A 19,223-nucleotide genomic window follows, 5' to 3' on the forward strand; every position below is an offset into this window, starting at 1 on the left:
GCCTTGGGCCAGGCGGCGGCCAGCACGGCACGGGGGCTCAGCAGGCCCGCACCAACGGCCAGACCCACGCTGCCCGCAGCCAGCGTGCCTTTCAGAAAGGTTCTGCGTTTCATGCTCATGGGGTACTTACTCCTCGGCGCTTAAAGCGTGTAAATGTAGTCCGTAATCTTGTCGATCTGCTCAGCAGTCAGGATGTGATTCGGACCGAAGGGGGGCATCATTGCGCTGGGGTTGAACTTGCGCTGATTGTAGATGTGTTCCCGCAACACGGCTTTGTCCGGGAAGCGAGCCTTCATCGCCACCAGCGGGGGGGCGATGGCGCCGCCGAAACTGCCGCCCTTGATCTGGTGGCAGGCAAGGCAGTTGCCCAGTTTCCGATCGAATGCCAGCTTTTTACCTTGTTCGACAGCCGACGCACCATCCGCTGCCGAGGCAGTGGTGGGAACCAGTGCGAGACTGCCAAGGATTGCGCATACCGAGGCGACGGTCGCAATCAACTTCGCGGGTTTCCGCATGATGACCTCCTCAAAAGTCAGTGGTTTGTTTTGACCGACCTAGTTCCTTTGGTCTTTATTTAAAATGTTCGGTCAAGTGGATACTTCTTATTAATGTTGAACGTCGTAAAACGTATGCATTCAACGTCCGCATAGAATACCTATTGATGAGGGGCATGCAAGTTCAAATACATGCTGGTTAAATTCAAAAATTAGAATATTAGAGAATATGGGTTATTTATTTTGTTCGGGGACCTTGCTCAGCAGCTTGAGCTTGCTCTGGATGCGTTCGCGGGTAATCGAGTCGCGCGGGTGATTGCGCAGTGCGATCTGCAATTGCTCGCGGGCCTGATTGTATTGCGCATGCGCGAAGCTGTATTCGGCGAGGGCCTCGTGGCTGACGGCGGCATAACCCGCTTTGTCCGCGGCCTTGGCTAGGATCATGAATACTTCGGGGTTGTCCGGCTGGGTGCTGAGTACGTTGTTGAGCAACCGATAGGCCTGATCATAGCGCCCGGCACGAATGAGGGCGTTTCCATAGGCCATCATCACCGGCTCGTATCCGGGGTAGACATTGTTCAGGCGTTCGAACTGTTCCAGTGCGGTTTTCAGATCACCATTTTCCAGGTGCGCCTGGGCCAGACTGAGCTGGAATGCGACCTCATTGGGCGAGGCCTTGGTCAGGGCCTGTAACTGCTTGATTGCAGGTGCGTAGCGGCCGCTGCGTATCAGGGCAATGGCGTACGCGTAGCGGGAGGAGGTCTTGCTGCGATAGGCGGCGCCCGATTTTTCGTATTGCGCCAACATGTCCGCGGCCGGAGTCTCCAGCGCCTGCAGGCGTGCCCTGGCGATTTCAAAATGAACCGAATCCTTGCGGAACTTGCCCTTGAACTGATCCGCCCGCGCCCGGCTGTCCGCCAGGCGGTTGGCCGTGACCGGGTGCGTTCTCAGGAATTCGGGCACCTGATCGCTGCCGGTCAAGGTCTGGCGTTGAAGTTGAGCGAAGAAATCGGGCATGGCCTCCGGATCGTAACCGGTGTGGGCGAGGATCTGGATGCCGACGCGGTCCGCCTCCTCTTCATTGGCGCGTGAGAAGTTCAGGCGATGCTGCTCGCCCGCCGCCAAGGTGGACAGGGCGGCCGCCTGACCGACCTCCGGGTTGTAGGCGCCGGCGATGATGGCGGCCAGCAGCGCGAGCCCTGTGGTGATGTTGAAGGTCTTGCTGCTGGCGTACATGCGTGCGATGTGGCGCTGCGTGACATGCGCCACCTCATGCGCCATGACGGCAGCCAGTTCGCTTTCGTCTTTGACGGTCAGGATCAGTCCGGAATTGACGACGATCACGCCGCCGGGTGTGGCGAAGGCGTTGATATTCGGGTCGTCGGCGATCAGGAAATGAAAGTCGTGCTGGCTGCTGCCGCTGTGTGCGGCCAGGCGGTCGCCCAGCGACTGGATGTAGCTGTTCAGCAGCGGGTCGGTGACGAGTTTGAGGTTGCCGCGGATCTGGCGCAGCAGTTCCTGGCCGAGGATGGACTCCTGGCGCGGGGTCATCACCTGGCTGGCCGGATCGCCGATATCCGGCAGGTTGAGGTCGTTTTCGGCGGCCAGCGCGGGCTGAAACGTCAGCAGCAGGGATAAGAAAAAAGGCGGCCACAGCGAGTGGCCGCCTCTGGTACTGCCGATATGCTTTGCAAAGGTCGTGAAGACCTTGTGCAGCATGGACTACTTGCCCAGGCCGGGCGCCGAGCTGTAGGTGGTCATGCTGTTGCGCGTTTCCCAGGTCTTCTGGGCAAGCACGGCTTCGGGGAGCATGAACTTCTTGGGGTCGGCGACGCTGATCGTTTTGACGATCTTGGTCACGTCGTCGTACTTGATCTTGAGCAGCATGCCGCCCTTGTCGGTCATGCGGGCAATCATGTAGTCGTCGTACAGGCGATAGACGTAGATGTTCGCGGGGCGAAGCTTACCCTGCTCGTCACGCAGCGTGACGGAGTACATCGTGTCGGTGGAGAATACGTTCTTGTCCAAGGCTGCCTCTCCTCGTAAAGATCTGGGCTGAGATAAGCTAAGCTCGTAAAAATATCACGCCGGGCTGGGCGGTGACAATCTCACAGCGGGGCGGGAGACCGTGCGGAATCTTCGTACTGTACCCTCGGATAGTAACTATATTACAATTTTCTTATATTTGACGCGGTCCTGCTGAGACCCGGCTTTTCAGGAGAATCGAGATGTTTGGTTTCAACGAGCTTGATGCTGCCACCCTGGCGGAATGGATGAAGACTGGTGAAAAGCTCCGCCTGGTGGATGTTCGTACACCTGCCGAGACATCCCGCGGGGTGATTGCCGGCGCGGAACTGCTGCCGCTGCACCTGCTGCCGCTGAAGATCCAGGATCTCGTCGGTGACGGCACCAAGGTCGTGTTCTATTGCCAGAGCGGCGCCCGTTCGGCGCAGGCCTGCGCCTTTTTCGCCCAGAACGGCGTGGGGGAGGCCTACAACCTGCGCGGCGGCATCATGGGCTGGCTGGGGGCCGGGCTGCCCATCGGGGCGCCCTCCGAGGACGCGCTTACGGCTTCCGCCCGCTGATACCGGGGGCGGCTGATTCGGCCCGGCGGCGGTTTTCTTGCACCAGTTTGTTGGCCGTTCGACTTGCCTTCCGCGGCTTAATCGCCTATAAGATGCGCCCTTTGAGCGGGGCAAAGGCCCCGTGTGCGTGTTCCGCGCGGGCTTCGGGTCGGTCGCTGCCTTGGAGTTTTGACCCGCCGTGCGGCCGGTCGCGCCTCATGCCCGGGCCGGGTGTGTGGTGCGAACAACCCGAGACCGATTCTTAAAAGAGGCGCATATACATGTCTGAAAAAAAGCTCGCCATCATCGCCACTAAGGGGACGCTCGACTGGGGCTATCCTCCTTTCATCCTGGCCTCGACCGCCGCCGCACTGGGTTACCAGGTCGAAGTGTTCTTCACCTTCTACGGTCTCCAGTTGCTCAAGAAGAAGCTGAATCTGCAGGTCACTTCGCTGGGCAATCCCGGCATGCCCATGCCGATGCCTATGCCCGTCATGCTGCAGGCGCTGCCCGGTATGCAGGGCATGATGACCATGATGATGAAAAAGAAAATGGCCTCCAAGGGCGTGGCCAGTCTGGAGGACCTGCGGGAACTTTGTCAGGAGGCCGACGTCAAGATGGTCGCCTGCCAGATGACCGTGGACCTGTTCGAAATGTCCACCTCGGAATTCATCGACGGTATCGAGTACGGCGGCGCTGCGACTTTCTTCGAATTTGCCGGCGAATCCGATATTTGTCTTTACATTTAAACTCTTGGATTTTGTGCGGTCATTAGGTCTGTTCTTGGTGGTTTGATATATACTCATTCGACTGGAATAGACGACCGAATTGGTAAGGTATTCACGTCAGACCTTTAGCTGAGGTACTTCTATGGCAACCTATGCTGAGATGCAGCAGATTTACGACGACATTCGTGGCGATTTCCGTTACGACCACGAGCTGAACGGCTGCCTCAATTGCGGTATCTGCACCGCGACTTGTCCTTCCGCTCAGTTCTACGACTACAGCCCCCGCGAAATCGTCCAGCTGCTCTGGACTGAAAACGTCGAACAGATTTACGACGCCATGCAAGAAAAGATCTGGGCCTGCGCCCAGTGCATGACCTGCGCCGCGCGTTGCCCCTTCAAGAATTCGCCCGGTGGTCTGGTTGCCATCATGCGCGAGGTTGCCATCAAGCACGAAATGCAGTCCGCCAAGGACGTGCTCCGTCCCTTTGGTCGCGTGATGCTCAAGCTCATCACCACCGGCAACCAGCTTTCCCCGGACATGATTCAGCCCGATCACTTCCCGGACTGGGGTCCGAACATCCAGAAGGTCGAAGGCGACCTGCTGACCCTACGCAAGGCCATTCCGGTCAAGACCCTGCAGACCGTCGAAACGGCCTGGGAAGTCTCCCTCAAGACCTCCGTTGAGATGTACACCATCTGGGAGATGACGGGCGTGCTGGATTCCCTCGAGCTGATGGATGAAAACCTCTTTGACGTTATCGAAGACTTCATCGATGAAAAGCGTGAAGACTACGAAGACTGGCTCGAGGAGCAGGAAGAGGAAGACGACGATTAACGCTCTGGCTTACTAATCAGCCATAAGTTCTCGAATACAAACTAGGAGAATTGCCATGACAGATCAGACTCCTAACAGCACTGAAGGCCAAGGCATCGCCGGTCACGGTTCCTTCTTCCAGCAGACCGATCTTTCCGCTGAAGAAGCCGTACGTGCTACCGATTGGGTCCGCAAGCATGTGGACCGTCGCACCGTCGATCTCGGCGACCGTATGGACGACGTGCGCGAGCACATGTACGAGCTCGAGAAGGAAGGTGAGATCATCATTCACCGCATCACGGACGACCACGAGCCGATTTCGGTCAAGACCATGTTCGGCTGGGACAAGAAGGTCCCCACCAAGCAGCTGTGGCACCACAAATCCTGTGGTCAGTGCGGCAACATCCCGGGTTATCCGACTTCCATTATCTGGTTCATGAACGAGTTCGGCTTCGTGCCGGGCAAGGATTACCTGGACGAAACCGATCAGACCTCCTGCACCGCCTGGAACTATCACGGTTCCGGTATCGGTAACGTGGAAGCCCTGGCGGCTGTGTTCCTGCGCAACTTCCACCAGGCCTATGTGTCCGGCAAGCAGCACGGCTTCGAGCTCGGCCACTTCTTCCCGCTGGTTCACTGCGGCACCTCCTTCGGCAACTACAAGGAGATCCGCAAGTACCTGGTGGAATCCGCCGAACTGCGCGAGAAGGTCACCAAGATCCTCGGCAAGCTGGGTCGTCTGGTCGACGGCAAGCTGGTGATCCCGGAAGAGATCATTCACTACTCCGAGTGGGTGCACGTGATGCGCAACCGCATCGCCTCCGATCTGCAGAAGATCGACGTGTCCAACATCCGCGCGACCTCCCACGTGGCCTGCCATTACTACAAGATGGTGCACGAGGATGCGGTCTACGATCCGACCGTGCTGGGCGGCAACCGTACCGCCATCATCACCTCCGTCGCTCAGGCGCTGGGCGCCCAGGTGATCGACTACTCCACGTGGTATGACTGCTGCGGCTTCGGCTTCCGTCACATCATCTCCGAGCGCGAATTCACCCGTTCCTTCACCATGGACCGCAAGATCCGTGTGGCGCGTGAAGAAGCTAACGCCGATGTGATGCTGGCCAACGACACCGGTTGCGTCACCACCATGGACAAGAACCAGTGGATCGGTCGTGCGCACGACAAGAACTTCTCCATCCCGATCATGGCTGACGTTCAGTTCGCCGCGCTTGCATGTGGCGCCGATCCCTTTAAAATTGTCCAGCTTCAGTGGCACGCTTCGCCTTGCGAGGATCTCGTCGAGAAGATGGGTATCAGCTGGAGTGAGGCCAAGTCCACCTTCCAGGAATACCTGAAGGAAGTCGAAGCAGGCAACATTGAATATCTCTACAACCCAGAACTCGCATACGGGGGTAAGGCTTAAATGCAGGACACAGTACTCGTTGTTGGGGCGGGCCCCGCTGGCCTGTCCGCAGCCTCTAGCGTCACCGCGGCCGGTTTCAAGGCCGTCCTGGTCGAAAAGGAAGAGGTGCTTGGTGGTGCCCCGATTCTGTCGGGCTATGCCAAACTGGTACCCTCCGGTGAGTGGGCGAAGGATGCCATCGGTCGTATGGTCAGCCGCGCCGAAGACGACTCCAATGTGACCGTCCACAAGGGTGCCAAGGTTGCCCAGCTGGATGGTGAGGCCGGTAACTTCACCGCGACCCTGAGCAACGGCGAAAAGGTCAATGCCGGTGCGGTGGTGCTCGCCACGGGCTTTACCCATTTCGACTCCATCAATAAGCCCGAATGGGGTTTCGGCACCTACGAAGACGTGCTGACCACCACCCAGATGGAGCAGATGGTCGCCACCGGCAAGATCGCCTGTCCTTCGGACGGTCGTGTGCCGGAACGCGTCGCGATTCTGCTGTGCGTGGGTTCCCGTGACCGTCAGATCGGCCGCGAGTGGTGCTCCAAGATCTGCTGCACCGTGTCGGCGAACCTGGCCATGGAGATCAAGGAAATCTCCCCGGAGACGGACGTGTTCATCTACTACATGGACATCCGTACCTTCGGCCTCTATGAGGACAAGTTCTATTGGAAGTCCCAGGAGGAGTTCAAGACCAAGTTCGTGAAGGCGCGTATCGCCGAAGTGACCGCTTCCGGTGACGGCCGCCTGCTGGTCAAGGGCGAAGACACCCTGGTCAAGCGTCCCATCATTATCCCGATGGATATCGTGGTGCACGCTGTCGGCATGGATCCGAACGAGGACAACCCCGAGATCTCGAGGGTTTTCGGTGTGGGTCTCGAAAAGCACGGCTTCATCGAGCGTGCCGAGCACTACACGAACACCTGTGGTACCAGCCGTCGCGGTGTTTATTCCTGCGGTGCTGCCTACGGGCCGGAAACGATCGACGACTCGATCTCGCAGGGCGCCGCAGCGGGTTCGCGTGCCGTGGCCGACCTGCATGCTCTGGTTCGGAAAGCAAGCTGAAGCCAAGGCGGCGGGGGATTCGATAACCCCCGCCGCCTTGCCTGTCGAGATGGACGACCGCATTGCGGAGTCCAAGCTCGATGCTCTGCTGAGTGAGCTTGAGGAGCGAGGCGGGCTTGAACCGTTCCTTGCTTCCCTCCAAGCGAAACATGAGCTCTTTCTGGCCGCGCTGCCTGAGCAGGAGCCGCAGCAGCTGTCACGCGATGCGGTAAACGCAGTGATCAACTGCGTGTTCACCGCACGCCGCAAGCTGCGTGAGTTCCTCGCCGAAATCGAGGAAACGGCCCTGTTCGACGCGCTGAAGCAGTTGGCCTACAGCGATGAATCGCTGACTGACCGGTTGCAGCAGTTCGTGGAAGTCGTGCCGCAAGAGCAGAAGAAACAGCGACGCGCCATGTGGGACCTGGGCGCCGAAATCCTGCACTTTCGCAGGCCGGAGGCGATACCCCTCATGACGCGTTGGGTATGGGATTCCAGTACCGCAAGTGGTGCGCTGCGGGAGTTCATCCGACTGGGTGACAGCCTCGACAGCGTACCGCTGGATACCCGTCCGGAAACGTTCGAAGGCGGACGTGTCTGGCTGGCGGAGGTGCTGAACGAGCGGGGTTTTTACCGCGAGGTGCCCTACCTGGTGGACCTTGTCATGGCGCAGGCCTACGCGGACTACGTCAAGGCGATGTCCAGCGGTTTCGGAATGATCGACGCAGAGTTTGGCGCTCAGCAGGATCCCCTGGAGTTTTTGGTAAAGCTTCTTGGTGTGGACAGTCGTACCGCTGGAGCGGGGGCTGAGCCGGGATCCCGACCAGATACATTGCATTAAAAAAGTTATCGACTGCCCTGAGCAGTCATATTTTGACGGAGAAGATCATGGCGATTCATGAGAAATCACTGATTGAGCCAGAGCGCCTGCTGCAGCACGACTCGTTGGTGGTCGATGGTGTGGACGTGTCCGGCCACTGGAACACGATGATCGAGCCACGCACGATCCGTAACTACGACGATGATTTCGAAAAGATCATCCAGAAGTACGGTGGTGGCGAAAACGTTCATCGTTGCTGGCAGTGCGGTTCCTGCACCAATTCCTGCACCATGTATGCCCAGAACGTCCAGTTCAATCCCCGTTACTGGATCTACCTGACCCGCCTTGGCCTGAAAGACGAGATCATCAAGGACAAGGACATCATCTGGCAGTGCGTGTCCTGCAACAAGTGCACCAACATCTGCCCCAAGGACGTCCGTCCCGAAGGCGTGATGAAGGCGCTGGCCCACTGGCTGGAAGAAGAGGGCATCACCGATGAGCGCCCTTCGACGACCTTCGACCATGTGTTCTGGGAACAGATCCACAAGAGCGGCCGCATCGAAGACAGCCACGTGATGATGGATTTCTTCAAGAAGACCAAGCAGCCGCTGATTCAGGAATGGCTGAAGGTGTTCATGATGCGAATGATCAAGTACCTGCCTGTCGCTCAGCTGATGAAGATGGGTCTGAACACCGTCTTCACGCCCAAGACAAAGTCCTGGGGCAAGACCGGCGAAGTGCTGGCGGCGTACGTGCGTGAACAGAAGGAGGCCGCTCATGGCTAAGGTTGCATACTATCCGGGCTGTGCCCTCGAGGGTTCCGGCGGCCCCTACGACAAGTCCACCCGTGCGCTGGTCAAGGCCCTCGGTCTGGAGATGGAGAACCTGCGTGACTACAACTGCTGCGGCGCGATGGAGGTCAAGAACGTCCACCCCATGCTGCAGACCTACCTGTCCGCGCGCAACCTGGCCATCGCCAGCGAGCAGATGGGTCTCGACGCCGTCATGGCACCCTGCAATGGTTGCTATCACAACCTGAAGAAGGCCGAGTACGAGACCGCCACCTCCGAAAAGGCCATGCAGACCGTGCAGGAGCTGGCGCAGAAGGCTGAAGACCCGGTCTACCGCGGCGACGTGCGCACCCTCCACCTGCTCGAATGGCTGATGGAGGAACTGGGTCCCGAGGGTATCAAGCAGAAGATGACCAAGAGCCTGAACGGGATCAAGATCGCCAACTACTACGGCTGCATGTACACCCGTCCGCGTCAGATCTTCCCCGAAAAGGATCAGGGCCCGGGTTCGGAATCCAGCTACAAGCCGCACTTCATGGACGACCTGCTCGGTGCAGCCGGTGCCGTGAACGTGGATTTTCCGCTTAAGACGGCCTGCTGCGGCGGTGCGCACACCCTGTCCGATTCGGATACCTCCACCCAGCTGGTGCTGAACATCCTGCAGGCGGCGGAGGATTCCGGTGCCGAGGTCGTCGCCACCGAGTGCCCGACCTGCCATTCCGGCCTGGAAATGCACCAGGTGCGTGCCGAGACCGAGTTCGGTATCAAGACCGGCGTTAAGGTCCTGTACTTCACACAGCTGCTCGGCCTGGCCCTCGGCCTGTCCCCGCGCAAGCTGGGCATCCACGAGAACGTCAGCGATTCAGTCGGCTTCCTGAAAGAAAAGGGTGTCATCTGATTCGGACGGCCTGAATACGAGCGGGCCCCAGGGCCCGCTCGTTCTTTATACCGCCTTACCACGACCTGTTTAGACTAGCCATGGGAGAGTTGCGTCTCGATGGAGTGTAACGGCTGCGAATTCCGCCCCGAGCTGTACTACGATGACGAGTACCAGATTTGGGTCAGGCGGGAGGACGACGATACCCTCACGGTCGGCATGACCGACATTTCCCAGACCATCGCGGGCAAGATTCTGCATGTCCGTGTGCGTCGTCCCGGTACGCGCCGTCCTCCGGGAAAACCGGTGGCTACGATCGAAAGCGGGAAATGGGCGGGCCCGATCCCCAACTTTATCGATTGCGTGATCGTGGAAGGCAACCCCGATGTACTCGAGAACCCGGTTCTGCTGAACAGCGACCCGTACAACGCCTGGATAGCCCGGGTGGAGGCCAGCGCCGGTGCGGAGGCTGCCCTGGACACGTTCCTGACCGGCGACGAGGCCTATAAAGGCTATTGCGCGCGGGCCAAGAACGAGGAAATCGAGTGCCATCGCAAGATTCGTTGAACACGATGTCCGAAGACCATTACCTGGATAACGAAGAGAAGACCGTCGTCTTTATCATGACGAGCGGTCCGAGCACGCCGCAGCGCTGTGCCACGCCTTTTTATCTCGGGTCGATCATGGCCTCGATGGACGTCGACGTTCATATCTTCTTCACCATGGAGGGCGTGCGCCTGATGGAAAAGGGCGTCGCCGAGAATCTCACCGCCATGGAAGGGGGCAAGAAAATCATCGATTTCATCCGCGACGCCAAGCGGGCCGGGGTCAAACTGCACGTTTGCCAGCCCGCTTTGCCGGGGTATAAAATCGACGATTCTAAGGATATTATCGATGAGGTGGATCACGTTGCGCGGGCCAGCGCGCTCGCAGACCTGATTCTGCAAAGTCACAATGTCATTACCTTCTGATGCCTGAGCGATCGCCGGGCGAGTCCTAACCCTGTTTGCAACTCACTTAGGAGGAATACCATGGGTGCCGTTCGCGGTTGTAATATCCCCGAAGACCTGATGTATAACGTCGAGAGCAACGTGTGGGTGCGTCAAGAGAGCGACGGCAGTGCCACCGTGGGCCTGACCTCTTATGCGTGTTCACTGGCCGGCCAGATCGTCTCCTACACCCCGAAGAAGGTTGGCAAGGACGTCAAGAAAGACAAGTCCTGCGCCACCGTCGAATCCGGTAAGTGGGTGGGTCCGGCCAAGACCCCCGTCAGCGGCGAAGTGACCGCCATCAACGATGCGGTGGCCGCCAACCCCGGCCTGATCAACGAAGACCCGTATGGCGAAGGCTGGCTGGTCAAGCTCAAGCCCGGTGACTGGGCTGGCGACAGCGGCGACCTGAAGACCGGCGCCGATGCCCTGTCCGCCTTCGAGTCCAAGATGGAAGCCGATGGCTTTGGTGGTTGCTAACCACCCTGCATCCCGTAGTGATATCCCCCCGTCTATCGGGGGGATTTTTTTCTCAATCCCAGGTTGACCGCCATGAATGATTGGTACGATCTGGTTCAGCGTGTGGAACCGCTCGAGGATCTGCCGCTGGATTCTGAACTCATCCGCGGCCTTGAGCAGGAATGGGGGAGGTTCGAAACCTCGGCCATTCCCGCGATCAATTTCTACACGCCGACCTTCAAGTCCTATCAGACCTCTGAGATCAGTGATTGCGGCAAGAGCGCGTGGCCCGCGGTCTCCATTACCGGTGGCGATTGCAAGCTGCAATGCGACCATTGCAAGGCCAAGATCCTCGAGCCGATGATTCCCGCGCGCACGCCGGAAGATCTCTGGCGCGCCGTCAACGAGATCGTGGAGCAGGGTGCCCAGGGCATGCTGCTGACGGGTGGCTCCAACCACCAGAATCAGGTCGAATACGACGATTATTATCCTACGGTGCGCCGCATCAAGGATGAATTCCCCTGGTTCAAGATCGCCATGCACACGGCGCTGGTCGATGAAGACATCGCCCGCTCCATGGAGCAGGCGGGCATCGATGCGGCCATGATGGACGTCATCGGGTCGCAGGACACGATCACCCAGGTGTATCACCTGCGTCGGTCCGTCGACGACTTCGAGGCGACCCTCGAACACCTCGTCAACACCAACATGAAGGTCGTGCCCCATATCGTCGTGGGACTGCACTACGGCCGCTTGCTGGGCGAGTGGAATGCACTCGAAATGCTCAGCCGGCATCTGCCCGACGCGGTGGTACTGGTGGTCGTCATGCCGTTTTATGCCCCCGAGAGCCGGCCCTTCGTGACGCCCGATACGGCCGCAGTGGGGCGTTTTTTCATGGACGCCCGCAAGACGCTGGGTGAAACGCCTCTGCTGCTGGGCTGCGCCCGGCCACCGGGGCTGGCCAAGTCCCAGATCGATACCTACGCCGTGATGGCGGGGCTGAACGGCATTGCCCATCCGGCCGACGGCGCCGTCGAACTGGCGGCCCGCCTGGAGCGTAAGGTCAAGGTGACGCCTGCCTGCTGCTCGATCGCGGTGGGGGATGAGGTCATGGCCATTGAAGGCCAGGATGCCGGCCTCGAACTCGATCTCGACACCATCCTGGCCGAGGAGCAGGCGCGCCGGCAGCAGGCGCGCGCGGCCGCCAAGGGCCTGAATGGTATCCGTGTCGTGACCGAGTCGAACACCGCAGCAGCAGGTGGAGGTTGCCAGGTTTGACCGGCCGCGCCGACAAGGCCTGGCGTGTGCTGGATACGGGCATTCTCCGGGCGGCCGAGAACATGGCCATGGATCGTGCGATCCTGGAGGCTCATCAGGCCGGCAAGTCGCCGCACACCCTGCGTTTCCTGCGCTTCAAGCCGACCGCGCTGGTGGGGTTTCACCAGGATGTGGATCAGGAACTGCGGCGGGACGTCTGTGCCGAACAGGACATCGACATCCAGCGCCGCATCACCGGCGGTGGAGCGTTGTATTTCGATCCGACCCAGCTCGGTTGGGAACTCTTTCTGGATAAACGGGTGCTCGGGACCGCGGACATGTCCGCGATCTCCAAGCGTATCTGCGAGGCCGCCGCCGCAGGCATCAGCCGGCTTGGCGTGGATGCCCGTTACCGTCCGCGCAACGACATCGAAGTGGACGGGCGCAAGATCTCCGGCACCGGGGGTGCCTTCGACGGCGATTCGATCATGTTCCAGGGAACTCTGCTGATCGATTTCGACGTCGAGCGCATGCTGCGCGTGCTGCGCATCCCGGCCGAAAAACTTTCCAACAAGGCGATCGCCTCGGCACGCGAGCGGGTCGCGAATCTCAAGGAATTGCTGGGCGAACTTCCCGATTTTGAGGTCGTCAAGGCCGCTATCACGACCGCCTTCGCCGAGGAATTCAATGTAGAGTTTGCCGAGGCCGCAGACCTCAACGAGGCCGAACAGGCGCTGTATGAGGAAGCCCTGGCCGAGATCGACAGCGATGAATGGATCTACCAGCACAACCGGCCGGTGGAGACCGCACCGCAGCTCGATGGGGTTTACAAGGCGGCCGGTGGCCTGATGCGCGTCAGCGTGCTGCTGGACACCGAGCGGCAAAAACTCAAGCAGGTCTGGATCACCGGCGATTTCTTCGTCAATCCGCGCCGCATGGTCGTCGATCTGGAATCCGCACTGCGCGATACCCCGCTCGACAAGCTGGAAGAACGCGTCAATGCATTCTTCGACGAATACCCGGCCGAGATGCTGCTGCTTCAGCGCGATGATTTCATCCAGGCCATCCGCACAGCCGTCGGCGTTGCGGATGACGCGCAACACGCTGCGGGGAAACAGGCGTGAGCCGGCGCGAAGTCGACCTGTTGGTGATCGGCCTCGGTCCGGGCGGGGCCAGTGCCGCGCGGACCGGTGCGGAGGCGGGCCTGAGCGTCCTCGGCGTCGAGAAGAACCGCGTGCTGGGCGAGCCCGTGCAGTGCGCGGAGTTCATTCCTCTGCCCATGCGCGGTTATGCGCGCGACGAAGGGGTCCTGCTGCAGGAAATCACCGGCATGAAATCCTTTCTGCCGTCAGGTACGACGGAGGAATCCGAGTTTCCCGGCCTGATGATCGATCGCGCCGCCTTTGATCGCGCCATCGCTCGGCAGGCAGAGGCGGCAGGCGCAATCCTGCAGACCAGGATGGCCATCAAGGCGCTGGACCCCGATGCGCACCAGGCCACCATCGTGTGTGACGGTGCCAGCGAAACCGTGTCTTACCGCGTACTGGTGGCGGCGGACGGTCCACACTCGCCTGTGGCGGGCCTGCTTGGCCTGCCCAGGCTCGAAACCGTCAATACCCGCCAGTACACGGTACCGCTGCTCAAACCGTATTTCGACACCGATATCTGGCTTTCGGACGAATACCCGGGCGGCTATGCCTGGCTGTTCCCCAAGGGGAATCTGGCCAATCTGGGCCTGGGGGCGGACCGCCGCTTCGAGGACAACCTGAAGACGCCGCTGGACCGGCTGCACCAACAACTGGTGGAGGCCGGCCTGGTTGGGGAAGAGATTCTTTATCGCACCGGCGGGGCGATCCCCGTGGGTGGACTGCGCGAGCGCCTGTATGAGGGCGACGTGCTGTTCGTTGGCGACGCTGCCGGGCTGACCCATCCCATCACCGGGGCCGGTATCGCCGCCGCCGTCGTGTCCGGCGAACGGGCGGGGCAGGCCGCGGCGGCCTGGTTGGCTGGCGATGCGGATGCGTTCGAGGATTTCGAGGAAGACGTGCGCGATCAGTACGAGGCCAGCGTCCAGCGCGGCGTCGAACGGCGCGAATATTTAAAGACGATCTGGCGCACCCAGGCGGCGAACGAGGATCATCCCATGCGCCGTGGCTGGATCGCCTTTGACGAGTATTTCAAAGAACTGGCCTCCTGAGAGGCACTGCCCGCGACTTCAAGGCAGACTGCATTAACTGATATATTTGGCAGCATTCTATCCGGAGGATACGACATGAGCGCTACGGCCGAATCCGTTCAGCCCTTAAATTTCTACCGTCCCGACTATCACGTGAAGACCCCGGAGATGCGTTCTCCGAAGTACGTGCAGATGTCGACGGCTGCGGCCATCACCCTGGGTCTCGTGCCCGGTTCGATGCATCGGACCTCCTGCACCCACTGCCTCAACCTGCTGGTGACCTATCCCGAAGGCTGCCGCGCCAACTGCAGCTACTGCGGGTTGGCCCGCCACCGCGAAGAGGCCCGTGACTACGCCGACCGTAACTTCATCCGCGTCGACTGGCCGACCGTCGATTACGACGAGGTGATTCAGCGCGTGCAGGACGGCAAGGACAACGCCCAGTTCGAGCGCATGTGCATCTCCATGATCACGCACCCGAACTCGGATCACGACACCATGGTGCTGCTCAAGAAGTGGATGGAAAAGGCGTCTCACATCCCGGTTTCCATCCTGTCCAATCCGACCACCATGAGTTACGAGGACCTGGTCGCCCTGCGCGATGCCGGTGCCGACATCTTCACGGTCGCGCTGGATGCGGTCACGCCGGAGATCTTCGAGCGTACCCGCGGCAAGACCGTGGACAGCCCGCACCGTTGGGACAAGTACTGGCAGGCCATCGAATGGGCCGCCGAGATCTTCGGCCCCGAGAAGTTCGGTGCCCACCTGATCTGCGGTATGGGCGAGACCGAGAAGGAGATCCTCGAGGTCTGCCAGAAGATCCGCGACATGGGTGGCCACAACCACATGTTCGCCTTCTTCCCCGAGGAAGGTTCCCTGATGGAGGACTGGCCGCCGGTGCCTCGCGACCAGTGGCGCCGTGTGCAGCTGGCGCGTTTCCTGATCGACTACGCAGGCGGCCGCGTCGACAACATGAAGTTCAACGAGGCCGGTCAGGTGGTCGACTACGGTGTGCCGCAGGACGAGCTCGAAGAGCTGATTGCCTCCGGCAAGCCGTTCCAGACCTCGGGCTGCCCCGGCAAGTCGGATGAAGAGGTCTCGGCCTGCAACCGTCCTTACGGCGATTCCAGCCCGACCGACATTCTGTCCTTCCCCTTCGCCCTCAGCGATTCCGATGTCGGTTTCGTGCGCCGTCAGATGGCGGGCGAGGAAGTCGGCACCTTCGACTTCGACAAGGAAGAAGACTGACCCGCTGCCCGGTTCCATCCGGTCAACAAAAAAGCCCCGCATTGCGGGGCTTTTTTGTTGCTGATGATGAAGCTGCTGACGGCTTATTCGAAGGCGCAGCCGGGGCGTACGCCCAGCTTCTTCAGAATGCTGGCCAGCGGGCAGAAGCCGGTAAAGCTGGACTGCAGCAGGTTGGCGCCCACGAAGGCGGTGAGCCACATCCAGTAAGGGCTGAAAAAGTAGGCCAGTGCCAGGCTCACGAGGATCACGGTACCTGCAAAGGCCATCACGATGCGATCGATCGGCATTGGGGAAACCTCCAGTCAGATGGTTAGCTTATATTAGCAAGAGCTAATATTTTGGTCCAGTACTGCCGCAATCACGCCTTGCGCAGATCGATGGGCTGATAATCGCGTTCCGCATGCCCCTCGTAGAGCTGACGGGGCCGTCCGATGCGGGACTCGGGGTCGTGCATCATCTCGTTCCAGTGCGAGATCCAGCCGACGGTACGGGCCAGGGCGAAGATGACGGTGAACATGTTGAGCGGGATGCCCATGGCGCGCAGGATGATCCCCGAGTAGAAATCGACGTTGGGGTAGAGCTTGCGCTCCTGGAAGTAGTCGTCCTCCAGCGCCACGCGTTCCAGCTCCAGCGCCGTATTGAACAGCGGGTGGTCCTGTATGCCCAGGTCGTTCAGCAACTCGTGGGCGATCTCGCGGATGATCTTGGCGCGGGGGTCGTAGTTCTTGTAGATGCGATGCCCGAAGCCCATCAGACGGAACGAATCGTTCTTGTCCTTGGCGCGTTCGACGTATTTGTCGATCTTGCCGGTCTCGCTGATTTCCTCGAGCATGTTGATGACCGCCTCGTTGGCACCGCCGTGCAACGGGCCCCACAGCGAGGCGATGCCGGCGGATACGGCCGCGAAGGGGTTGGCGTCGGAACTACCGCTCAGGCGCACGGTGGAGGTGGAGGCGTTCTGTTCGTGATCCGCATGCAGGATGAGGATCAGGTCCAGCGCCTTCACGAACAGCGGGTTGGGCTGGAAGTCGGCGGACGGCAGCGCGAACAGCATGTGCAGGAAGTTTTCCGTATAGGACAGCCTGTTGTCCGGATACATGAAAGGCTGGCCGGTCGCGTACTTGTAGCTCCATGCCGCGATGGTCGGCATCTTGGCGATCATGCGGTGGGCGCTGATCTCGCGGTGGCGCGGATTGTGTACGTCCGTCGAGTCCGGATAAAACGCGGACAGGGCGCCGACCACGCCGACCATGATGGCCATGGGGTGGGCGTCATGGCGAAAACCGCTGTAGAAGCCACGCATGGTCTCGTGCAGCATGGTGTGTTCGCAGATGATTTCCTGGAACTCCGTGAGCTGCTCGGTCGTCGGCAGTTCGCCGTACAGCAGCAGATAGCAGACCTCCAGGTAACTGGAATGCTCGGCCAGCTGCTCGATCGGGTAGCCGCGGTAACGCAGAATGCCCTGATCGCCATCGATATAGGTGATGGCGCTGCGGCAACTCGCGGTGGAGAGGAAGCCCGGGTCGTAAGTGAAATAACCCAGTTCCTTGTACAGGCTGCGCACGTCGATGGTCGCCGGCCCGGCGGTGCCATTGAGTATGGGCAGTTCGATCTGTCTGCCGGTGCGATTGTCTATCAGGGTGACGGTGTCCTTGGTCATGGCATCGTTCGCTGATGAGGTGAGAAGCGTAATGCTAGCAAACTTCCCGCTTCGCGACCTGCCTGCAGATGGAACGCGGGCCGCCGGGGCGGAAAAAAACGACAGCGACGGGCTTGCGCCGGACCACGTCGCGGTTGGATAGTGGGTTGCGGAATAATTTTAAAAAAACGGCCACGGAGTGATGGATACCGTAAAAATCGACATAAGCCCGCTGGCTGAATCCCTGCTGCTGCATGGTGTGGTGGTGCTGGGTTTCGTCCTGGGCCTGTTGCTGGTCGTGCAACTGCTGCGCGAACCCCGCACCCCATCCAGCACGCTGGCGTGGCTCATGGTCATTCTGTTTCTGCCCTACGTCGGGGTGCCCTTTTACCTGATTTTCGGCGGACGCAAGTTGCGCAAAAGGGTTGCCGGCAAGCGGCTGTCCGAAGAAAGCCCTCAGGAAATCGATGGGTTGTTCAAGTGCCGGGTGGATTCGAGCCGCGTGATTGCGGATGGCGTGGCGGCCTATGAAACCATACAGCAGATGCTGGCCGGCGCCACCCGGTCCATCCGCATCGCCACCTTCATCCTCAAGGACGATGTCACCGGCAGGGCGATTCTGGATGTCCTGACGGAAAAGGCGCACCAGGGCGTGCGGGTGCAGTTGCTGCTGGATGCCATGGGATGCTTTCGCCTGTCTGCTGCCCGTCTCAGGCCGCTGCGCGAGGCCGGGGGCGAGGTGGCGTTCTTCATGCCCATGCTGCATCTGCCCTGGAGCGGCCGGGCCAACCTGCGCAATCATCGCAAGGTGCTGCTGGTCGACGGTCAGCGCGCCGTGATCGGCGGGATGAATATCGCCGAGGAGTACATGGGGCCGGGCCCGCGTGCCGATCGCTGGCGTGATCTGGCCCAGGCACTGGAGGGGCCGGTGGTCGGTGCGCTGGAGGCGATTTTTGCGGCGGACTGGGCCTTCGCCCGGGACGAGACACCCAGCATAGAGTGGCAGAGTTGCGTATCGCCGGCCAATGCCCTGCTTATTGCCAGCGGGCCGGACGTGCCGGGCGATACGCTGTATGACCACTATATACAGAAGGTTTTTCAGGTGCGGGAACGGATCTGGTTCGCCACCCCGTATTTCGTGCCCGATGAGATGGTGACGCGTGCGTTGGGCATTGCGGCGCGGCGGGGATGTGATGTCCGGTTGGTGATGCCGGCCCGCTCGGATCATCCGCTGGCCGATTGGGCCCGCGCGACCTGGCTGAACGAGCTGGTGGCCTATGGGGTGAAGGTCCTGCTGTATGAACCGGGCATGCTGCACGCCAAGGCCGCGCTGTTCGACAGTGAGGAGTGCGCCCTGGGTTCCGCCAACCTGGATATGCGCTCCCTGTTTCTCAATTTCGAGCTGGCTCTGGTACAGAATGTCCCGCAGGCGGTGGTCGAAACCGAGCGATGGTTTGTCGGGTTGTTTCCCGATTGCCGGCCCTTTCGGCCACAGTCGGGTGTGCTGCGCGAAACCGTGCAGGGGCTGGCGCGTCTGCTGTCGCCGTTGCTGTAGGATGCAAGACGCCGGGGGATTAAAAAAGGCGGCCGGGTGGCCGCCAAATACTGAGGAGGGAGAGCGATCAATACCGGTGTAAGCCGTCGCCGCATGCCGGCCCCACTGGGCCCGGGGCGGCTGGGCTTACATGCCGGCAGTAGATCTTATGCAGGGTGCATGCCAAGCCGATATGCCGTGGAATCAGACACTTGCGGGGTGCTGCACGTGGCGCCCGCGGTGGATTTCGGCCGCGTTCGGTAAAGATTGGTAAATATCGACCGGGACGGTGTTCTGCCCTAAACGAACATGTCATACTCGCGTCTTAGAACGGTATAACAAGCTACCAAATTCCCTCCGGCCCCTTTCCGCCCGCGC

General features: G+C 60.3%; 22 protein-coding genes. 16 read left to right on the forward strand and 6 right to left on the reverse strand.

The window, feature by feature from the left end:
- The 4 genes from P8Y64_00400 to P8Y64_00415 all read right to left on the reverse strand — a co-directional run.
- A partial coding sequence (locus tag P8Y64_00400; protein MEJ2058935.1) for a twin-arginine translocation signal domain-containing protein occupies positions 1 to 119 on the reverse strand: 119 nt, incomplete at its 3' end.
- Between the two features lie 21 nt (positions 120 to 140).
- Positions 141 to 515 carry a sulfur oxidation c-type cytochrome SoxX gene (gene soxX, locus P8Y64_00405; GenBank protein ID MEJ2058936.1) on the reverse strand — a complete coding sequence of 125 codons (375 nt, stop codon included), beginning with the start codon at positions 513 to 515 and terminating at the stop codon, positions 141 to 143.
- 213 nt (positions 516 to 728) lie between these two features.
- Complete coding sequence (locus P8Y64_00410; protein ID MEJ2058937.1) at positions 729 to 2,213, reverse strand: M48 family metalloprotease; 1,485 nt, start codon at positions 2,211 to 2,213, stop codon at positions 729 to 731.
- Between the two features lie 3 nt (positions 2,214 to 2,216).
- The gene (locus tag P8Y64_00415) at positions 2,217 to 2,522 is read right to left on the reverse strand and encodes a hypothetical protein (protein ID MEJ2058938.1); all 306 of its coding nucleotides are present in this window, start codon (positions 2,520 to 2,522) and stop codon (positions 2,217 to 2,219) included.
- Positions 2,523 to 2,722: 200 nt separating this feature from the next.
- Between P8Y64_00415 and P8Y64_00420 the strand changes: the two genes are divergently transcribed.
- The 15 genes from P8Y64_00420 to P8Y64_00490 all read left to right on the forward strand — a co-directional run bounded on the left by P8Y64_00420 (position 2,723) and on the right by P8Y64_00490 (position 15,672).
- Positions 2,723 to 3,079 carry a rhodanese-like domain-containing protein gene (locus tag P8Y64_00420; GenBank protein ID MEJ2058939.1) on the forward strand — a complete coding sequence of 119 codons (357 nt, stop codon included), beginning with the start codon at positions 2,723 to 2,725 and terminating at the stop codon, positions 3,077 to 3,079.
- Positions 3,080 to 3,339: 260 nt separating this feature from the next.
- Positions 3,340 to 3,807, forward strand: a complete 468-nt coding sequence (locus P8Y64_00425) for a DsrE/DsrF/DrsH-like family protein (protein ID MEJ2058940.1) — start codon at positions 3,340 to 3,342, stop codon at positions 3,805 to 3,807.
- Positions 3,808 to 3,946: 139 nt separating this feature from the next.
- The gene (locus P8Y64_00430; protein ID MEJ2058941.1) at positions 3,947 to 4,621 is read left to right on the forward strand and encodes a 4Fe-4S dicluster domain-containing protein; all 675 of its coding nucleotides are present in this window, start codon (positions 3,947 to 3,949) and stop codon (positions 4,619 to 4,621) included.
- A gap of 55 nt (positions 4,622 to 4,676) precedes the next feature.
- Positions 4,677 to 6,026 carry a heterodisulfide reductase-related iron-sulfur binding cluster gene (locus P8Y64_00435; protein MEJ2058942.1) on the forward strand — a complete coding sequence of 450 codons (1,350 nt, stop codon included), beginning with the start codon at positions 4,677 to 4,679 and terminating at the stop codon, positions 6,024 to 6,026.
- Positions 6,027 to 7,076: an FAD-dependent oxidoreductase gene (locus tag P8Y64_00440; protein ID MEJ2058943.1), complete on the forward strand. Its 1,050-nt coding sequence runs from the start codon at positions 6,027 to 6,029 to the stop codon at positions 7,074 to 7,076.
- Entirely contained in the window at positions 7,051 to 7,896 is an 846-nt protein-coding gene (locus P8Y64_00445; GenBank protein ID MEJ2058944.1) for a hypothetical protein, read from the forward strand. The genes P8Y64_00440 and P8Y64_00445 overlap by 26 nt, the downstream gene beginning before the upstream one ends.
- A 47-nt stretch (positions 7,897 to 7,943) precedes the next feature.
- On the forward strand, positions 7,944 to 8,660 hold the full coding sequence (locus P8Y64_00450) for a 4Fe-4S dicluster domain-containing protein (GenBank protein ID MEJ2058945.1): 717 nt from the start codon (positions 7,944 to 7,946) through the stop codon (positions 8,658 to 8,660).
- Positions 8,653 to 9,564, forward strand: coding sequence for a CoB--CoM heterodisulfide reductase iron-sulfur subunit B family protein (locus tag P8Y64_00455; protein ID MEJ2058946.1), 912 nt, complete (start codon positions 8,653 to 8,655; stop codon positions 9,562 to 9,564). The genes P8Y64_00450 and P8Y64_00455 overlap by 8 nt, the downstream gene beginning before the upstream one ends.
- Before the next feature lie 99 nt (positions 9,565 to 9,663).
- The gene (locus P8Y64_00460; GenBank protein MEJ2058947.1) at positions 9,664 to 10,110 is read left to right on the forward strand and encodes a glycine cleavage system protein H; all 447 of its coding nucleotides are present in this window, start codon (positions 9,664 to 9,666) and stop codon (positions 10,108 to 10,110) included.
- Between the two features lie 5 nt (positions 10,111 to 10,115).
- A complete protein-coding gene (locus P8Y64_00465; protein MEJ2058948.1) occupies positions 10,116 to 10,514 on the forward strand; it encodes a DsrE family protein in 399 nt (132 codons plus the stop codon).
- A 60-nt stretch (positions 10,515 to 10,574) separates the two neighbouring features.
- Positions 10,575 to 11,012, forward strand: a complete 438-nt coding sequence (gene gcvH / locus P8Y64_00470) for a glycine cleavage system protein GcvH (protein ID MEJ2058949.1) — start codon at positions 10,575 to 10,577, stop codon at positions 11,010 to 11,012.
- 72 nt (positions 11,013 to 11,084) lie between these two features.
- The gene (locus tag P8Y64_00475) at positions 11,085 to 12,269 is read left to right on the forward strand and encodes a radical SAM protein (protein MEJ2058950.1); all 1,185 of its coding nucleotides are present in this window, start codon (positions 11,085 to 11,087) and stop codon (positions 12,267 to 12,269) included.
- 62 nt (positions 12,270 to 12,331) lie between these two features.
- Complete coding sequence (locus P8Y64_00480) at positions 12,332 to 13,372, forward strand: biotin/lipoate A/B protein ligase family protein (GenBank protein ID MEJ2058951.1); 1,041 nt, start codon at positions 12,332 to 12,334, stop codon at positions 13,370 to 13,372.
- A complete protein-coding gene (locus P8Y64_00485; protein ID MEJ2058952.1) occupies positions 13,369 to 14,445 on the forward strand; it encodes a geranylgeranyl reductase family protein in 1,077 nt (358 codons plus the stop codon). The genes P8Y64_00480 and P8Y64_00485 overlap by 4 nt, the downstream gene beginning before the upstream one ends.
- A 75-nt stretch (positions 14,446 to 14,520) precedes the next feature.
- Complete coding sequence (locus P8Y64_00490; GenBank protein MEJ2058953.1) at positions 14,521 to 15,672, forward strand: radical SAM protein; 1,152 nt, start codon at positions 14,521 to 14,523, stop codon at positions 15,670 to 15,672.
- A gap of 83 nt (positions 15,673 to 15,755) precedes the next feature.
- Here P8Y64_00490 and P8Y64_00495 read toward each other — a convergent pair whose 3' ends face one another.
- Both P8Y64_00495 and P8Y64_00500 read right to left on the reverse strand, forming a co-directional pair.
- Complete coding sequence (locus P8Y64_00495) at positions 15,756 to 15,959, reverse strand: DUF2892 domain-containing protein (GenBank protein MEJ2058954.1); 204 nt, start codon at positions 15,957 to 15,959, stop codon at positions 15,756 to 15,758.
- 71 nt (positions 15,960 to 16,030) lie between these two features.
- Positions 16,031 to 17,332: a citrate synthase gene (locus P8Y64_00500; GenBank protein MEJ2058955.1), complete on the reverse strand. Its 1,302-nt coding sequence runs from the start codon at positions 17,330 to 17,332 to the stop codon at positions 16,031 to 16,033.
- A gap of 181 nt (positions 17,333 to 17,513) precedes the next feature.
- Here P8Y64_00500 and P8Y64_00505 point away from each other — a divergent pair, with 181 nt between their 5' ends.
- The gene (locus tag P8Y64_00505) at positions 17,514 to 18,866 is read left to right on the forward strand and encodes a phospholipase D-like domain-containing protein (protein ID MEJ2058956.1); all 1,353 of its coding nucleotides are present in this window, start codon (positions 17,514 to 17,516) and stop codon (positions 18,864 to 18,866) included.
- The last annotated feature ends 357 nt before the right edge of the window (positions 18,867 to 19,223 follow it).

This window comes from Gammaproteobacteria bacterium (genome assembly GCA_037388465.1).
Taxonomy (GTDB): domain Bacteria; phylum Pseudomonadota; class Gammaproteobacteria; order SpSt-1174; family SpSt-1174; genus JARRKE01.

What these genes read in the sequence shown, in the direction of transcription:
- soxX (MEJ2058936.1), bottom strand. Translation starts at nt 515, where the DNA reads ATGCGGAAACCCGCGAAGTTGATTGCGACCGTCGCCTCGGTATGCGCA.
- P8Y64_00410 (MEJ2058937.1), bottom strand. Translation starts at nt 2,213, where the DNA reads ATGCTGCACAAGGTCTTCACGACCTTTGCAAAGCATATCGGCAGTACC.
- P8Y64_00420 (MEJ2058939.1), top strand. Translation starts at nt 2,723, where the DNA reads ATGTTTGGTTTCAACGAGCTTGATGCTGCCACCCTGGCGGAATGGATG.
- P8Y64_00425 (MEJ2058940.1), top strand. Translation starts at nt 3,340, where the DNA reads ATGTCTGAAAAAAAGCTCGCCATCATCGCCACTAAGGGGACGCTCGAC.
- P8Y64_00430 (MEJ2058941.1), top strand. Translation starts at nt 3,947, where the DNA reads ATGCAGCAGATTTACGACGACATTCGTGGCGATTTCCGTTACGACCAC.
- P8Y64_00435 (MEJ2058942.1), top strand. Translation starts at nt 4,677, where the DNA reads ATGACAGATCAGACTCCTAACAGCACTGAAGGCCAAGGCATCGCCGGT.
- P8Y64_00440 (MEJ2058943.1), top strand. Translation starts at nt 6,027, where the DNA reads ATGCAGGACACAGTACTCGTTGTTGGGGCGGGCCCCGCTGGCCTGTCC.
- P8Y64_00445 (MEJ2058944.1), top strand. Translation starts at nt 7,051, where the DNA reads ATGCTCTGGTTCGGAAAGCAAGCTGAAGCCAAGGCGGCGGGGGATTCG.
- P8Y64_00450 (MEJ2058945.1), top strand. Translation starts at nt 7,944, where the DNA reads ATGGCGATTCATGAGAAATCACTGATTGAGCCAGAGCGCCTGCTGCAG.
- P8Y64_00455 (MEJ2058946.1), top strand. Translation starts at nt 8,653, where the DNA reads ATGGCTAAGGTTGCATACTATCCGGGCTGTGCCCTCGAGGGTTCCGGC.
- P8Y64_00460 (MEJ2058947.1), top strand. Translation starts at nt 9,664, where the DNA reads ATGGAGTGTAACGGCTGCGAATTCCGCCCCGAGCTGTACTACGATGAC.
- P8Y64_00465 (MEJ2058948.1), top strand. Translation starts at nt 10,116, where the DNA reads ATGTCCGAAGACCATTACCTGGATAACGAAGAGAAGACCGTCGTCTTT.
- gcvH (MEJ2058949.1), top strand. Translation starts at nt 10,575, where the DNA reads ATGGGTGCCGTTCGCGGTTGTAATATCCCCGAAGACCTGATGTATAAC.
- P8Y64_00475 (MEJ2058950.1), top strand. Translation starts at nt 11,085, where the DNA reads ATGAATGATTGGTACGATCTGGTTCAGCGTGTGGAACCGCTCGAGGAT.
- P8Y64_00480 (MEJ2058951.1), top strand. Translation starts at nt 12,332, where the DNA reads ATGGCCATGGATCGTGCGATCCTGGAGGCTCATCAGGCCGGCAAGTCG.
- P8Y64_00490 (MEJ2058953.1), top strand. Translation starts at nt 14,521, where the DNA reads ATGAGCGCTACGGCCGAATCCGTTCAGCCCTTAAATTTCTACCGTCCC.
- P8Y64_00495 (MEJ2058954.1), bottom strand. Translation starts at nt 15,959, where the DNA reads ATGCCGATCGATCGCATCGTGATGGCCTTTGCAGGTACCGTGATCCTC.
- P8Y64_00500 (MEJ2058955.1), bottom strand. Translation starts at nt 17,332, where the DNA reads ATGACCAAGGACACCGTCACCCTGATAGACAATCGCACCGGCAGACAG.
- P8Y64_00505 (MEJ2058956.1), top strand. Translation starts at nt 17,514, where the DNA reads ATGGATACCGTAAAAATCGACATAAGCCCGCTGGCTGAATCCCTGCTG.